General features: G+C 39.8%; 16 protein-coding genes. All 16 read left to right on the top strand.

Translation table 11 applies throughout. The features are described from left to right. The first annotated feature begins 6 nt into the window (after window positions 1-6). The 16 genes from metG (at window position 7) to BUE08_RS00130 (ending at window position 14,857) form a co-directional block, all read left to right on the top strand. On the top strand, window positions 7-1,950 hold the full coding sequence (metG, locus tag BUE08_RS00205; protein WP_213996318.1) for a methionine--tRNA ligase: 1,944 nt from the start codon (window positions 7-9) through the stop codon (window positions 1,948-1,950). A gap of 363 nt (window positions 1,951-2,313) precedes the next feature. Further along, the gene (gene iorA, locus BUE08_RS00200; protein WP_059031979.1) at window positions 2,314-4,077 is read left to right on the top strand and encodes an indolepyruvate ferredoxin oxidoreductase subunit alpha; all 1,764 of its coding nucleotides are present in this window, start codon (window positions 2,314-2,316) and stop codon (window positions 4,075-4,077) included. After that, window positions 4,077-4,667 carry an indolepyruvate oxidoreductase subunit beta gene (locus BUE08_RS00195; protein WP_286680071.1) on the top strand — a complete coding sequence of 197 codons (591 nt, stop codon included), beginning with the start codon at window positions 4,077-4,079 and terminating at the stop codon, window positions 4,665-4,667. Before iorA ends, BUE08_RS00195 begins: the two co-directional genes overlap by 1 nt. A 3-nt stretch (window positions 4,668-4,670) precedes the next feature. Further along, the gene (locus tag BUE08_RS00190; protein WP_273039715.1) at window positions 4,671-5,429 is read left to right on the top strand and encodes a TatD family hydrolase; all 759 of its coding nucleotides are present in this window, start codon (window positions 4,671-4,673) and stop codon (window positions 5,427-5,429) included. Window positions 5,430-5,544: 115 nt separating this feature from the next. Then, window positions 5,545-6,141 (top strand): TatD family nuclease-associated radical SAM protein, encoded by a 597-nt coding sequence (locus tag BUE08_RS00185; protein WP_059031973.1) that lies wholly within the window; start codon window positions 5,545-5,547, stop codon window positions 6,139-6,141. 66 nt (window positions 6,142-6,207) lie between these two features. Then, complete coding sequence (gene rsmA / locus BUE08_RS00180) at window positions 6,208-7,050, top strand: 16S rRNA (adenine(1518)-N(6)/adenine(1519)-N(6))-dimethyltransferase RsmA (RefSeq protein WP_286680070.1); 843 nt, start codon at window positions 6,208-6,210, stop codon at window positions 7,048-7,050. Between the two features lie 44 nt (window positions 7,051-7,094). Next, window positions 7,095-7,571: a ribonuclease H-like YkuK family protein gene (locus BUE08_RS00175; RefSeq protein WP_059031969.1), complete on the top strand. Its 477-nt coding sequence runs from the start codon at window positions 7,095-7,097 to the stop codon at window positions 7,569-7,571. A gap of 109 nt (window positions 7,572-7,680) precedes the next feature. Then, a complete protein-coding gene (locus BUE08_RS00170) occupies window positions 7,681-7,956 on the top strand; it encodes a Veg family protein (protein WP_059031967.1) in 276 nt (91 codons plus the stop codon). A gap of 238 nt (window positions 7,957-8,194) precedes the next feature. Continuing rightward, a complete protein-coding gene (ispE, locus tag BUE08_RS00165) occupies window positions 8,195-9,049 on the top strand; it encodes a 4-(cytidine 5'-diphospho)-2-C-methyl-D-erythritol kinase (protein ID WP_213996313.1) in 855 nt (284 codons plus the stop codon). A 14-nt stretch (window positions 9,050-9,063) separates the two neighbouring features. After that, window positions 9,064-9,762 carry a GntR family transcriptional regulator gene (locus tag BUE08_RS00160; RefSeq protein ID WP_286680069.1) on the top strand — a complete coding sequence of 233 codons (699 nt, stop codon included), beginning with the start codon at window positions 9,064-9,066 and terminating at the stop codon, window positions 9,760-9,762. Further along, window positions 9,759-10,520, top strand: coding sequence for a nucleotidyltransferase family protein (locus tag BUE08_RS00155; protein ID WP_286680068.1), 762 nt, complete (start codon window positions 9,759-9,761; stop codon window positions 10,518-10,520). Before BUE08_RS00160 ends, BUE08_RS00155 begins: the two co-directional genes overlap by 4 nt. Beyond that, window positions 10,507-11,316 carry a pur operon repressor gene (gene purR / locus BUE08_RS00150; RefSeq protein WP_059031961.1) on the top strand — a complete coding sequence of 270 codons (810 nt, stop codon included), beginning with the start codon at window positions 10,507-10,509 and terminating at the stop codon, window positions 11,314-11,316. Before BUE08_RS00155 ends, purR begins: the two co-directional genes overlap by 14 nt. Before the next feature lie 150 nt (window positions 11,317-11,466). Further along, entirely contained in the window at window positions 11,467-11,727 is a 261-nt protein-coding gene (spoVG, locus tag BUE08_RS00145; protein WP_059031959.1) for a septation regulator SpoVG, read from the top strand. Window positions 11,728-11,753: 26 nt separating this feature from the next. Further along, entirely contained in the window at window positions 11,754-13,157 is a 1,404-nt protein-coding gene (gene glmU / locus BUE08_RS00140; RefSeq protein WP_059031957.1) for a bifunctional UDP-N-acetylglucosamine diphosphorylase/glucosamine-1-phosphate N-acetyltransferase GlmU, read from the top strand. Further along, window positions 13,141-14,082: a ribose-phosphate diphosphokinase gene (locus BUE08_RS00135; protein ID WP_059031955.1), complete on the top strand. Its 942-nt coding sequence runs from the start codon at window positions 13,141-13,143 to the stop codon at window positions 14,080-14,082. The genes glmU and BUE08_RS00135 overlap by 17 nt, the downstream gene beginning before the upstream one ends. 139 nt (window positions 14,083-14,221) lie before the next feature. Further along, a complete protein-coding gene (locus BUE08_RS00130; protein ID WP_059031953.1) occupies window positions 14,222-14,857 on the top strand; it encodes a 50S ribosomal protein L25/general stress protein Ctc in 636 nt (211 codons plus the stop codon). The last annotated feature ends 41 nt before the right edge of the window (window positions 14,858-14,898 follow it).

The following is a 14,898-nucleotide window of genomic DNA, read 5'->3' as shown; positions in this document are numbered from 1 at the left end:
ACAAATATGAATGAAAAAGTTTTTTATGTTACAACCCCGATCTATTATGTTAATGCCGAGCCTCACATAGGCCATGCTTACACAACTGTCATAGCTGATTTTTTAAATAGGTGGCACCGCCTTGCAGGGTATGATTCTTATTTTCTGACAGGAACTGATGAACACGGTGAAAAGATAGCTCAAGCGGCAAAAGCGGCGGGAGAGGAGCCCCAAGTTTTTGTAGATAGAGTGAGCAATCGTTTTAAAGAGGCTTGGAAAAAGCTGTGTATCGAGTATGATGATTTTATAAGGACCACTGAGCCCAGACACAAAAAGGTAGTCCAATACATTCTCCAGAAAGTATATGATTCGGGAGACATTTACTACGGAGAATACGAAGGACTTTATTGTGTAGGCTGTGAGCGCTTTCTCACCGAAAAAGAACTGGTTGACGGGCTATGTCCCGATCATGGCATGGCTCCTGAAAAACGCCGTGAAGGTAATTACTTTTTTAAAATGGAAAAGTATCGTCCGTGGCTCAGAGACTACATAAAGTCCCATCCGGATTTTATACGTCCTGAGGGTTACCGCAATGAAATTCTTTCGATTCTTTCAGAACCTATAGGAGATTTGTCCATTTCAAGGCCCAGTAAACGCGTATCCTGGGGAATACCAATGCCATGGGACGACAGCCATGTAACATATGTGTGGTTTGATGCCCTCATAAACTATGTTTCAGCTTTAGGTTACCCTGACGGAGAAAAATACAAGCGCTACTGGGAACATGCCTCACATCTTGTGGGGAAAGACATTATTAAACCCCATGCCATATTTTGGCCTACTATGCTTGAAGCAGCAGGTATTCCTATTTACAAAAATCTGAACGTAGGCGGTTTTCTCATGGGACCTGACGGCAGGAAAATGTCCAAAACTTTGGGTAATGTGGTAGACCCCTTTGAACTTGCCGACAAGTATGGAGCAGACGTTGTAAGGTATTATCTTTTAAGTGATATACCTTATGGGCAGGATGCCCCGGTGGGGGAAGCAAACCTTATTTCAAGGTATAATACTGATCTTGCCAATGACTTAGGCAATTTACTGTCTCGGACCGTTACCATGGTTGAAAAGTTTTGCGGCAGAACAATTCCTGCTCCAGGACCTAGAGAAAGTCTTGACGAAGAATTGATAAACATGGCAGAAAACTTGCCTGAAACAGAAGAAAATCTTGTAAACAGCATGCAGCTTAATGCAGCTATTAAAGAAATCTGGAAACTTGTAGGAAGAGCAAATAAATATATAGATGAAACTTCACCTTGGAGCCTTGCTAAGGATCCTGCAAAAAAAGAAAGACTTGATACAGTGCTTTACAATCTGTTAGAAATTTTAAGGATAACGGCTGTGCATATATCGCCAATTATGCCCAATATTTCTAAAAAGATTCTTGACCAACTGGGAATAACAGATGAAACTCTTTCCACATGGGAAAGTGTGAAAAAATGGGGAGGACTTCCTTCCGGTCTAAAAGTTTCGCGAAAGGAAATCATATTCCCGAGAATTGAAAATAATAAGGGGAAAGGTGAAGCACCAAAGGAAGACCAAAAGATGGCACAAGAAATATCACGGAAAGTAGAAAAGGAAGAAGGCGCCAATGTTATCTCTATTGAAGATTTTACTAAAATAGATCTTCGAATTGCAGAAGTTTTAGAGGCTGAAAAAGTAGAAGGCGCCGACAAACTATTAAAGCTGCAAATTAAAATAGGAAATGAAAAGCGCCAAATAGTGGCAGGCATTGCCCAACATTATACTCCGGAAGAATTGATAGGCAAGAAGATAGTAGTTGTTGCAAATTTAAAGCCTGCAAAACTCCGCGGCATAGAATCCTGCGGCATGCTTCTTGCTGCGTCTGACAGCAAAGGCCTTACGCTTGTTACTGTAGACAGAGACATAGATTCAGGGGCAAAAGTAAAATAATGTTCGGCAATATATAAAAACTTAGAGCCCGTCTGAGTTTATCCACAATTTTATGCACTTATCCACAGATTCTGTGGATAACTTGTGGAAATTGGTCTAATAACTTGTGGAAAACTCTTTTACAAGCACGAAAATCCTAAATTTATCTTGTTTTAGAGGGTAGGGACTATCCAAATTAACGCTTGTGAAGACGGTAGGTTTCAAGTTCAATGAAGCAGGAAATTCTGGCGGTAACGCTGGAAGCCTGCTGTTTCGTTGACGAGATGTTCACAAAGAGCGCAAATTGCGATATACTTAAAATTATTAAGCAGTATTTACTTTATCGGTATAGGCAATTTTGGTCTAAAGGAAGGAGAGGTAATATTGAAAGAGATAATGACAGGCAACGAAGCTATTGCCCGCGGAGCCTATGAAGCAGGATGCCGTGTAGCAGCAGCTTACCCCGGCACTCCCAGCACTGAAATACTAGAAAATATAGCTAATTACAAAGAAATATATTCTCAATGGTCTGTAAATGAAAAGGTAGCAGTGGAAGTCGCCGGCGGAGCGGCTATTTCAGGTTCAAGAGCTTTAGCAGCCATGAAACACGTGGGTTTAAATGTTGCCTCAGATCCGCTTTTTACTCTGTCTTATACAGGAGTAAACGGAGGTTTGGTAATTGTTACTGCAGATGATCCGGGACTTCACAGTTCCCAGAACGAGCAAGACAACCGCTACTATGCCTTACATGCGAAAGTGCCAATGCTGGAGCCTTCAGACAGTCAGGAATGCCTGGACTATACCAAACTTGCATTTGAGTTAAGTGAAGAATACGACACACCTGTCCTGCTAAGGACAACTACAAGGGTGTGCCACAGCAAATCCCTCGTTACACCTGGAGTTCGTAATGATCCGGGAGTTAAAGAATATAAAAAAGATGCAAAGAAAAACTGCATGATTCCGGCTTTTGGCAAACTAAAGCATTATGTGGTTGAAGAAAGACTTGCAAAACTTCGTGAGTACAGCGACAGATCTCCCTTAAATCGAATAGAATGGGGAAATCGCAAGATAGGCATTATCACAAGCGGCATTTCCTATCAGCATGCCCGGGAAGTTATGGGTGATGACGCCTCCTATTTAAAGATTGGCTTTAGTTATCCCCTTCCCGCAAAGCTCATCAAGGAATTTGCAGATGGTGTAGATACTCTCTATGTTATTGAGGAAAACGATCCATACCTTGAAACATTTGTTAAGTCTTTAGGCATTAAATGTATAGGTAAAGAAGTTTTTCCAATATGTGATGAGCTTAATCCGGAAATCATTGAAAAAGCACTAAAACCCGAAAAAACCAGAAGCACATACACTTTGGACGTATCAATACCTGCACGGCCGCCGGTGCTTTGTGCCGGATGTCCTCACAGAGGAATATTTTATGCTCTAAAAAAATTCAAGGATATAGTTGTAACAAGCGACATAGGCTGCTACAGCTTATGTGCTATGCCTCCCCTTGATTCGGCCCATACCATGATCTGCATGGGAGCCGGTTTTTCTGCCGGAATAGGGTTTGACAAAGCTTTTAAACAGGCGGGAAAAAATACGAAAGTTTTTGGATGCCTTGGGGATTCCACCTTTTTCCATTCAGGGATTACAGGCCTTGTAGATGCTGTTTACAACAAAAGCAATATTGCCATGATAGTACTTGACAATAGAACTACGGCTATGACCGGACACCAGCCGAATCCCGGTACAGGCGTGACTTTAAGCGGTGAAAAAGTTCCTCCCGTGGATGTGGTGCAGATTGCAAAAGCCGTGGGAGTTAAGGATGAAAATATAAAGGTCATAGATCCTTACAATCTTGCCGAAACTCAAGAAGTGCTTCAAAAAGCCTATGATGCTAATGAACCCTTCGTAATTGTTTCAAAGAGGCCCTGCGCTCTGCTGAAGGAAGTTCAAAGGGAAAGAGCGAACTTAAAATGTAAGGTAGTTCCGGAAAAATGCACAAAATGCAAGATGTGTCTGAGGATAGGATGTCCTGCTATATCTTTTAAAAACGGAATAATATCTATAGATCAGAGTTCCTGCAACGGATGCACCCTTTGCAAACAGGTATGCAGGTTTGATGCCATTGAAAGGGTGGGTGAAGAATAATGACAAAAAGTTTTCTACTGGCCGGTGTAGGCGGACAAGGCACTATACTTACTTCTAAGATACTTACCGAAGGATTAACACAACTGGGATTTGATATAAAAATGTCAGAAATCCATGGAATGGCTCAGCGCGGTGGAACCGTCACCACCCACATAAAATTTGGCGAAAAGGTTTATTCGCCCATTATCACTTCGGCGGAAGCTGATGTAATACTTGCCTTTGAAAAACTGGAAGCAGCAAGACATTTAAGTTACTTAAAACCCGGCGGAACTTTAATAGTCAACGATTATGAAATCTATCCCATGTCGGTTTTAACAGGGCAGGTAGAGTATCCTGAAAATATCTTGGATATTCTCAAATCAACGGTTCCGAATACTGTTGTCGTAAATGCGTATGATATTGCAAAAGATGCAGGCAGCGTAAGAGCGCAAAATATTGTTTTGCTTGGAGCAGCAGTAAAAATACTGGGTATAACAGATTTAGATTGGGAGCAAATTATAAAGAGCTACCTTCCTGAAAAATTTCATGAAATGAATATCAAGGCATTTAATGCAGGAATGCAGGAATGCAGGAAGCATAAAAGGGGCTGAAAAATGTTTGTAGATATACATGCCCATTTAGACGATGAGGCTTTTGATACTGATAGACAGGAAATGATTAAAAAAATAGAAGAAGCCGGCATTATTGTCGTAAATGCCGGCTCTGATATGGCATCTAGCCGATTTTCCGTAAAGCTTGCGGAAGAATTTGATTTTATATATGCCTGTGTTGGCATTCACCCCCACGAGGCCAAAAAAGTCGAAAAAGATTATCTTACAGAGCTGGAGGAACTTGCAAAATCTCCTAAAGTAATCGCCATAGGCGAGATAGGTCTTGATTATTACTATGGCAGCAGTGAAAAGGACGCACAGCAGAAGGTTTTCAGGGAACAGATAGAGCTTGCAAAGAGTCTGAACCTTCCGGTAGTAGTACATGATCGAGATGCCCACAAGGATACGGCTGATATATTAAAAAATATAAAGCCTGAGCGCGGTCTGATGCACTGTTACTCCGGCAGTCTTGAAATGGCTCAAGAGTTTATCGAAATGAATTTTTATTTTTCTTTCGGTGGAGTGATAACCTTTAAAAATGCAAAAAGGCCAAAAGAGGTTGCGGCAAAACTACCATCTGACAGGATTTTACTTGAAACTGACTGTCCTTATATGTCTCCTGAACCTTATCGCGGAAAACGCAACGATCCTACGCGCATCCCCATCATCGCCGCCCAAATGGCTGCTCTTAGAGGAGTAATGTTGGAAGAGATAGAAAGGATTACTTATTCTAATTTCAATAGATTATTTATTACACGTTAATTTTTTTTGAATTCGGCTAAAGCACTGTTTATTGTTATTTTACAAGGATTGTGTTAAAATAAGGTTTGTTATAATATTACTTTTTGTAAGGCTTAATGTTACTGGATGGTGTAAAATGATAACATATGAATTAGGAAATGCATTATATTTGAATATTACTAACAGATGCACGAATAACTGCAAGTTCTGTATAAGGCAGTATAGTCCGGGAGTAGGGGACTACAACCTGATATTGGACAAAGAGCCCACGACTAAGGAAATTATCGAAGCCATAGGAGACCCTACAGGATATAAGGAAGTGGTGTTTTGCGGATACGGGGAACCTCTCTTGCGGCTGCAGGTAGTGGTGGATGTAGCAAAATACATTAAAAAGACTTATCCCGCTACCCCTGTAAGAATTAACACAAACGGCCAGGCAAATTTAATTTATAAAGAAGATGTAACTCCATATTTTAAAGGAATTATCGATGCTGTTTCAGTTAGTTTGAATGCGGAAAATGCAGAAAAATATAACGAAATATGCCGGCCTGAATACGGAGAGGATGCCTTTTATTCAGTGCTTGAATTTATCCGAAAGTGCAAGAGCCATGTTCCGTATGTTATAGCTACGGTAGTAGATATACCTGAAATAGATATTGATAAATGCCGCAAACTTGCCGAAGAATTAGGTGTTGAATTTAAAATAAGGCGCTTTGAGAAAAAGATAGGTTGACCTATCTTTTTTGCTAGACGTGCAAAAGTTTTCTAGGAGGAAATAAGCATAGATACAAAAAATATAATGAAAAAATACAATATAAAAGCCGACAAACGGCTGGGGCAGCATTTTTTAAAAGACGAAGAGCCGCTTTTCTCTATGCTCAAAGCAGCCCAACTTACGCCTGAGGATAATGTTTTAGAAATAGGACCGGGTTTGGGCGTGCTGACACTTGAACTTTGCCGCATTGTAAAAAAGGTTGTAGCCGTTGAAAAAGACAGGCGCTTTGTGCCTATATTAAATGACCTGACGCAAGATTTCAAAAATGTTTGTATATTAGAGGAAGATGTGCTAAAATTGGATTGGAAAAAAATAAGAGAAAGCATTTTTGAAGGCGATTTTAAAGTAGTAGCAAATCTTCCCTATTATATTACGGCACCCATAATTATGAAGATTGTAGAAAACCGACAGTTTATACCTCTTGCAGTAATAATGGTTCAAAAAGAAGTTGCTCATCGCCTGGCGGCATCTTGTGGCAGTAAGGACTATGGTATTCTTTCGATTGCGGTCAATGTATATGCCGATGTGGACATAATATGTGAAATAGGCCGCGGCTCGTTTGTACCGCCGCCGAAAGTAGACTCAGCCATAGTAAGGATAACCCTCAACAAAAAACCTCGCATATCTACTGATGAAGAGTTTTTCTTTAAAGTGGTTGAAGCAGCTTTTGGAGAAAGACGAAAAACCATAAGAAATTCTCTAAAAAGCAGGCTAAACCTTCTAGAATTAGACCAGAGTCACATAGACAAGGCTCTTGACACAGCCGGTATTAATCCTATGCGCCGGGGAGAGACTCTCTCCATTGAGGAGTTTGACAAATTAGCTGGAGCCCTTAAAAGAGCCCTTAATATGTCAAAAAATAATTAAATACTTTTACTATTTTTTGCGATTATGAGGATGTGACGATAGCTATGAATTTTATTAATCCTACAAAAGGCAAAATGTCTATAAGCAGGATGGTCCAAGATATTGTGGCTTTTATGGAAGAAGATCCCTCTGCAGAGTATAAGCTGATAGTAGGTACTGACTCGCAGTCCGGGGAAAATACTTGTTTTGTTACCGCCGTTATAATCCACCGCGTCGGAAGAGGTGCACGCTATTATTACTACAGAAAGTATATCCCTCACGTAAGAAATTTACGCCATAAAATATTTACAGAAACTTCGATGTCTCTTGATACGGTAACCCGATTAAAAGAAGAAATGATAAAAACCCGGTACAAAGACATGGATATGGAAATTCATGTAGACATAGGACAAAACGGTGATACGAAAGAGCTGATCCGAGAAGTGGTAGGATGGGTAATGGGTATGGGAAACGGCTACAAAGTTAAAATAAAACCGGATGCTTGCGGTGCCAGCAAAGTTGCGGACAGATACACAAAATAAATTTGGTATTGACAAACAAAGCCTGCTCTGGTAAAATATTTACTTATTTGACTTTTGCCTGTATAAATGTTATAATACATTCAGTATTGTGTTATAGCGAGGTGAGGCTATGGCTTCGGCAGATACATTGAGAAAAATCCGCAAGGATATAGAATCTCATGTAGGCGAAAGAGTAAGACTCCGGGCCAACCGTGGCCGTAAAAAGACCTTTGAAAAAGAAGGCGTACTCGAGCAGGTTTACCCAAATATATTCATAGTGAAAGTTATTGAGTCGCCCGAATTTGTAAGAAGGATTTCTTACAGTTATTCGGATATTTTGACCGATACAGTGGAGCTTACTATTTTAGACGATGAGGAACCTAACTTAAAATGCAACTCTCTTTAATCCCAGGCATGGGATTATTTTTTTATCAATTCATAGCTTATCACATACATTTATCCACAAATACTGTGGATTGTATGTGGATAACCTGTTAACAATGTGGATAAACTTGAAAATTTTAGTGTTTCAAGCAAGTTTTATTTATGTTATTATAATTATATCATCTTACTTTGGCAGGGTTTTAGGATTTTGTGCAAAATATATCATAATTGTGATGCTCTTTATCGGAGGTAGAAAAGTTTTGGATAAGTTGGATGTAGACGCAAAAGGCAAGATTAATCTTACGCTGGACGTGCTTTTCAAACGACCTGACGGTTATCATGAAGTTGAGATGATTATGCATACTATTTCATTAAAGGATACTGTTTCGTTAGAATTAATTTCTACTCCCGGAATAAAGCTAATTACAGATTATCCTAAGATTTTACAAAACGAAGATAATCTGGCATATAAGGCTGCAAAGCTTATGATGGAAAAATACAGTCTTGATGCAGGAATCCTAATTAAAATACACAAAAGCATTCCTATAGCGGCAGGCCTTGCGGGAGGCAGCACTGATGCGGCAGCGGTTATTTTGGGAATGAACGAGCTTTTTGATTTAAAAAGGCCAAAGGAAGAACTTGCACTACTTGGCAAAGAAATAGGGGCAGACGTTCCTTTTTGTGTAATGGGTAAAGCAGCTGTTGCAAGAGGAATAGGAGAAAAGCTTACAATGATAAAACCGCTTTCTGATGTGGATATACTCATTGTAAAACCGAAGTGCGGAGTTTCTACAAGAGAGGTATACAATCGACTGAATATAAAAAACATAAAAAGTCATCCGAATACCGATGCAATGTTAGAACATATTGAAAAGAGAAAAATTGACAAGGTGGCCTCAGGGCTTTGCAATGTGCTGGAAGAAGTTACTTTAAAGCTTCATCCTGTCCTTTGCGATATAAAAGAGTCTATGCTTCAAAACGGAGCGCTGGGAAGTCTGATGTCAGGCAGTGGCCCTAGTGTTTTTGGGATTTTCGAAAGTGCAAAAGATGCAGAAAAAGCAGCTGAAAAATTTTTAAGAAAAGGCAACGAGGTTTTTGTAGCTAAAATGGAATAAAGGAGGGAAGGAAATTGAGCGAGAGATTTCCTACAATAAAATTAGACAATTACAAGCCCTTGAGAGATTTGGTTTTTGAGGCTATGAGAGAAGCAATTTTAAGCGGCAGGTTAAAACCCGGCGAAAGACTGATGGAAGTTCAATTAGCTGAGGAGATGGGGGTATCAAGAACTCCGGTTCGAGAAGCTATACGTAAATTAGAGCTTGAAGGACTTGTGGTTATGGTTCCTCGCAAAGGAGCCTATGTATCGGGGTTTACCTTAAAAGATGCTGCAGAAGTCTTTGAAATACGCAGCAGTTTGGAAGGACTTGCGGCAGCCCTTGCAGCTGAACGCATTACAGATGATGAAATTGCGCTTTTAGACGAAGTTTTGAAGGAAATTTCTGAGGCTGTTGAAAAGGGCGATATTAATGAGCTGGTCAAAAAAGACGGTGAATTTCATCAGATTTTGTTTAGTGCTTCAAGAAATGACAGATTGACTCAGATGATAAACAATTTAAAGGAACAGATAGATAGATTCAGAGTTCAGTCTTTTACAAATCCCACTAGATTACAAAGCGTCTTGACAGAACACAAAAAAATCCTGGATGCGATAAAGCGTGGTAACGCTGAGGATGCGGAAAAACTTGCAAAAGAACACATTTATAAAGTAGAATACAATGTGATGGACATACTCAGAAAGCAGATGGACTTCGAGGAGGAACCATTATGAAAGCCCTTATTTTAGCAGGTTCACAGGAAGATAGTCCTTTAACTAAGTTTTGCCGCAACAAAGCGCTTCTTAAAATTTGCGGCAAAGAAATGATAAAATACATCATCGATGCGATGAGAGAATTGGACTTTATTGATACTATAGCAGTTGTTGGTCCTAAAGATGAACTAGTATCTCTTGAGGGTTTTGCAGACATCATTATAGACAGCGGCTCGTCTATGACTGAAAATGTCCTAAAAGGAGCTGAAGTTTTCCCTGATAGTGAATTGATTCTAATAGCGACATCAGATATTCCAATGATAACTTCAGAGGCAATACGGGATTTTGTAGAAAAAGCGCAAAAAGTAGATGCTGATTTTTATTATCCCATAGTTAGAAAAGAAATAAATGATAAAAAGTACCCCGGTGTAAAGCGCACCTACGTCAAAATAAAAGATGGCACTTTTACCGGGGGTAATATTGTTTTAGTTAAGGTAGATACAGTAAAAAGATGCATTAAGCAGGCTGAAGAATTCATGATATATAGGAAAAAACCTTTAAAGCTTGCACAAATCTTAGGCCCTGTTATAATAATCAAATTTTTAATGGGCACAATCACTATAAGTGAATTGGAAAAACGAGTGGGAAAGTTATTTGGTATAAAGGCTAAGGGCATCATCAGCGATTATCCGGAGATAGGGACAGATGTAGATAAAGAAAGCGATGTTGAGATTGCCGAAAAAGTGCTGTGCGGAGGGATTGCAAATGAGGCGCAGTGATAGAATTGCTATAATTTCCAAAATGCTTACAGAAAACCCCAATAAGGTTATTTCTCTTAATTATTTTTCCCAGCTTCTCGATGCGGCAAAGTCTTCCATCAGCGAAGACTTAGACATAATTAAGGATACCTTCGCTGTGATGGGTGAAGGTGAAATTGCTACAATTTCCGGAGCATCAGGTGGGGTCAGATACCGCCCTAAAAAGACAAAGGATGCAATTATAAAGTTTTTGCATGAACTTTGCAAGACTCTGCAGGATGAGAAAAGAATAATTCCCGGCGGCTATCTTTATATGACAGATGTAATATTTTCTCCTGAATATTCCCGCATAATCGGCGAAATTTTTTCACAGCTTTTCATCGAGTATAATCCTACACATGTCCTAACAGTTGAAACTAAAGGCATACCTATTGCATTGATGACCGCTCGAGCGCTGAATGTGCCAATGGTATCAGCTAGGAGAGACAGCCGTGTGACCGAAGGGCCGTCTGTCAGCATCAGCTACGTATCGGGTTCAAGCCAAAGGATACACAATATGTCCCTTGCAAAGCGAGCGCTGCCTGAAAGCGCAAAGGTTTTAATTGTGGATGATTTTATGAAGGGCGGAGGAACCGCACGAGGCATGATGGAACTTGCGGCTGAGTTTAAAGCTGAAGTTATAGGCACTGCCATGGTAATCACAACAGCTGTGCCTGATAAAAAACTGATAAATGATTTTGTATCGCTCTTGATTCTCGAGGGTATCGACATAAACGAGAACAAGGTTTACATAAAAGTGAACGATAAATTATTATAAATCTTTTTTATTTTAATTATTATTTTTCATACAGAAGGATTTTTAACTTTTGTATAGAAATTTTATCACAAAGGTATTAAAATAAGTTAGTATGTATTTGTTTTTTAATTAAAGTTCGACAACACTAAAACTTCCCAGGAGGTATCGCCAATGAATATTACTGATGTGCGTATACGTAAAGTACCAGAAGGAGGAAAGATGAAAGCTGTTGCATCAATTACTTTCGACAATGAATTTGCGGTTCATGATATCCGAATCATAGAAGGCGAAAACGGACTATTTATAGCTATGCCAAGTCGACGGACTCCTGATGGAAAATTCAAGGACATTGCCCATCCTATTAATTCTGAAGCCAGAGCAAAAATTCAAGAAACAATTCTAAAACACTATTACGAAAGTGCTTCTGAGTAGATTGCAAATTTTGAGGAGGTTATATTATGAAAGAATTTACAGCCGTCATTCTTGCTGCCGGTGAGGGCGTCCGCATGAAATCGAACATACCAAAAGTTATGCATAAGGTTTGCGGTAAGCCTATGCTGACCCATGTTATCAACGCAGCTAAAGGAGCAGGAGCAAACAAGGTAATTATTGTGGTCGGCAAAGATGCAGATAAGATAAAAGAAGCATACATAAATGAAGATGTTGAATTTGTTATTCAAGAAAAGCAAATGGGCACTGGCCATGCGCTGATGCAGGCTGAAAATGCTGTAAAAAATAGCTCTCATATTGTCGTGCTATGCGGGGATATGCCTCTAGTGACTGCAGAAAGCATAAAAGGCATGGTAGATTTTCACGAAAAAGAAATGGCCGATGCTACTGTTATGACGGCTAAAGTTTCAGACCCTACAGGTTATGGCAGAATTATACGGGAAGGTAAAAAAGTTTTGGATATTCGCGAACATAAAGACGCAACACCTGAAGAACTTAAAATAAACGAAGTAAATGCCGCCTTTTACTGCTTTAACACAGTAGATATTTTTGCTTCTCTTGCAAAAATACAAAACGACAATTCTCAGAAAGAATATTATTTAACAGATGCTATAAAAATTTTAAATCAGGAAGACAAAAAAGTTGTTGCATTTGAGCTTTCAGATCCGGAGGAACTTAATGGAATAAACGACCGCAAGCAGCTTGCAAAAGTCCAAAGCATCATGCAAAAAAGAATTATCGATAAGCTTATGGAAGATGGAGTAACCTTTATTAATCCTGATACATGTATGGTAGACTGTGATGTCAAAATAGGCAAAGATACTACAATATATCCCGGCGCAATGCTGGAAGGAAGCACTACTATAGGGGAAAATTGCTCTATTATAGGTCCTTGTAGAATAATAGATACAACCATAGGCAATGACTGTGAGATAGTTATGACGCAAATTAACAAATGCGTTATCGAAGATGGCGTAAAAATTGGCCCTTACACGAACTTAAGACCAGATTGCAGACTTTCACAAAAGGTTAAAGTAGGAGATTTTGTAGAGCTTAAGAACGCAAAAGTTGGCGAAGGAACTAAGATACCCCACCTGTCATATGTAGGAGATGCGGTACTAGGCAAGCACATAAATATTGGGTGCGGGACGGTATTCGTAAATTATGATGGATACAAAAAACACCAAACAGTAGTGGAAGATAATGTGTTCATAGGTTGCAATTCAAACCTTATAGCCCCGGTTACTCTAAAAGCAGGCTCTTTTATAGCTGCCGGTTCTACCATTACAGACGACGTGCCTGAAAATGCTTTGGGGATAGCTAGAGCAAGACAGGTAAATAAAACCGGTTGGGTGATAAAACGAAAACAAAAATTTGAGGGAGGAATTAGTGGCAATGGAAACCAGGCTTGAGGTTTTTACCGGCAATGCTAATCCGGGCCTTGCAGGAGAAATTGTAAAATACCTGGGTATACCTATAGGAGATTCTTGGGTGGGAACTTTCAGCGACGGAGAAATTCAGGTAAGGATAAAGGAGAGCGTGCGCGGCGCAGATGTATTTGTAGTCCAGCCGCTTTCATACCCTGTAAATGACAGCATAATGGAAATGCTCATAATGATAGATGCTCTCATGAGGGCATCTGCAGGCAGAATAACTGCCGTAATTCCATATTACGGTTATGCGCGCCAGGATCGCAAAGCCCGCTCCAGGGACCCTATTACAGCTAAACTGGTTGCTGATTTAATTACAGCGGCCGGAGCAAACAGAGTGCTTACGATGGATTTACATGCAGGACAAATCCAGGGATTTTTTGATTTCCCGGTAGATCATTTAAAAGCTATGCCGATATTAGCGGATTATTTTAAAAGCAAAGATTTGTCAGATGTGGTAGTTGTATCGCCTGACGTGGGCGGAGTGACCCGTGCCAGGGAGCTGGCAGATCGCTTGGTTACCCCTCTTGCCATAATTGATAAACGTCGGCCGGAACCTAATGTGGCCGAAGTTATGAACATTATAGGAAAAGTTGCAGGGAAAACCGTAATTATAGTGGATGATATGATTGATACAGCAGGAACATTAACACTAGGAGCCCAAGCCCTAATTGATAGAGGAGCCAAGGCTGTATATGCCTGCTGTACCCATCCTGTGCTTTCCGGCCCTGCCATAGAAAGGCTTAAGGCAGCTCCAATTACCGAAATTGTTGTTACAAATACAATACCACTGCGCGACAGCCAAAAATTAGATAAAATAAAGGTGCTTTCAGTTGCTCCGGTTTTTGCTGAGGCAATACTTAGAATCCATGAAAATAAGCCTTTAAGCACCCTGTTCGATGATTAAACAGGAACTTGCCTTAGATGCAAATGGTTAGTATAATATATAAGATGCTGTAAGGATAAAAGCTTAATGTTTTTTACTTTAAAAACTCAAAACAGATAGATAATGATAAAATAGAAGAAGGCGTGGAGGGATTACTATTATGGAACGTCCAGTTTTAACAGCGACAGTTCGCGAAGCCAAAAAAAGCGAAAATAATAAATTAAAAAGAGAAGGCAAAGTTCCGGCAGTTGTTTACGGCAAAGGATATGGCCCAGTAAATATCAGCGTGGATGAAAAAGAGCTTTTTAAGATTCTAAAAGAAAAAGGAGAAAGCTCCCTTATAAATCTTGAGCTAAATGGCGAAAGATTTCCTGTGCTAATAAAAGAAGTGCAGAGACATGTATTGAAAGATACCTTTGAGCATGTAGATTTCTTTAAAGTGTCAATGGATGAACAAGTTGAATACAATCTTCCTGTTATCCTTAAAGGCACGGCAAAGGGATTAAAATTAGGCGGAGTCTTGCAGCATCAAAAACACGAAATTACAGTAAAATCACTGCCTGATGATATGATCGAAAGCCTTGAAGTTGATATTTCTGATCTTGATATTGGAGATACTTTGACAGTAGGAGATTTGAAAGTCGACAGCAAGATTACTATTTTAGACGATCCGGATGAAGTTATAGCTTCAGTGCTTGCGCCTAAGCTTGAAGAAGCTGCTGAGGCTGCTGAAACTACTGAAGAGGCCAAGGAACCGGAGCTTGTCAGAGAAAGTAAAGAAGAAGAGGAAGAATAAGGGCGCATTGCCCTTATTTTTTTCTGTGCGGGAGGATTGTA

Origin of the sequence: Tepidanaerobacter sp. EBM-49, from assembly GCF_001896645.1 — a bacterium.
Classification (GTDB): Bacteria; Bacillota; Thermosediminibacteria; order Thermosediminibacterales; family Tepidanaerobacteraceae; genus Tepidanaerobacter; species Tepidanaerobacter syntrophicus.
This window is presented reverse-complemented; position numbering and strand designations above follow the sequence as displayed.

Coding starts and splice junctions, on each gene's coding strand:
- metG (WP_213996318.1), top strand. CDS start 7: ATGAATGAAAAAGTTTTTTATGTTACAACCCCGATCTATTATGTTAAT.
- BUE08_RS00195 (WP_286680071.1), top strand. CDS start 4,077: ATGACAAAAAGTTTTCTACTGGCCGGTGTAGGCGGACAAGGCACTATA.
- BUE08_RS00190 (WP_273039715.1), top strand. CDS start 4,671: ATGTTTGTAGATATACATGCCCATTTAGACGATGAGGCTTTTGATACT.
- BUE08_RS00185 (WP_059031973.1), top strand. CDS start 5,545: ATGATAACATATGAATTAGGAAATGCATTATATTTGAATATTACTAAC.
- rsmA (WP_286680070.1), top strand. CDS start 6,208: ATGAAAAAATACAATATAAAAGCCGACAAACGGCTGGGGCAGCATTTT.
- BUE08_RS00175 (WP_059031969.1), top strand. CDS start 7,095: ATGAATTTTATTAATCCTACAAAAGGCAAAATGTCTATAAGCAGGATG.
- BUE08_RS00170 (WP_059031967.1), top strand. CDS start 7,681: ATGGCTTCGGCAGATACATTGAGAAAAATCCGCAAGGATATAGAATCT.
- BUE08_RS00155 (WP_286680068.1), top strand. CDS start 9,759: ATGAAAGCCCTTATTTTAGCAGGTTCACAGGAAGATAGTCCTTTAACT.
- purR (WP_059031961.1), top strand. CDS start 10,507: ATGAGGCGCAGTGATAGAATTGCTATAATTTCCAAAATGCTTACAGAA.
- spoVG (WP_059031959.1), top strand. CDS start 11,467: ATGAATATTACTGATGTGCGTATACGTAAAGTACCAGAAGGAGGAAAG.
- glmU (WP_059031957.1), top strand. CDS start 11,754: ATGAAAGAATTTACAGCCGTCATTCTTGCTGCCGGTGAGGGCGTCCGC.
- BUE08_RS00135 (WP_059031955.1), top strand. CDS start 13,141: ATGGAAACCAGGCTTGAGGTTTTTACCGGCAATGCTAATCCGGGCCTT.
- BUE08_RS00130 (WP_059031953.1), top strand. CDS start 14,222: ATGGAACGTCCAGTTTTAACAGCGACAGTTCGCGAAGCCAAAAAAAGC.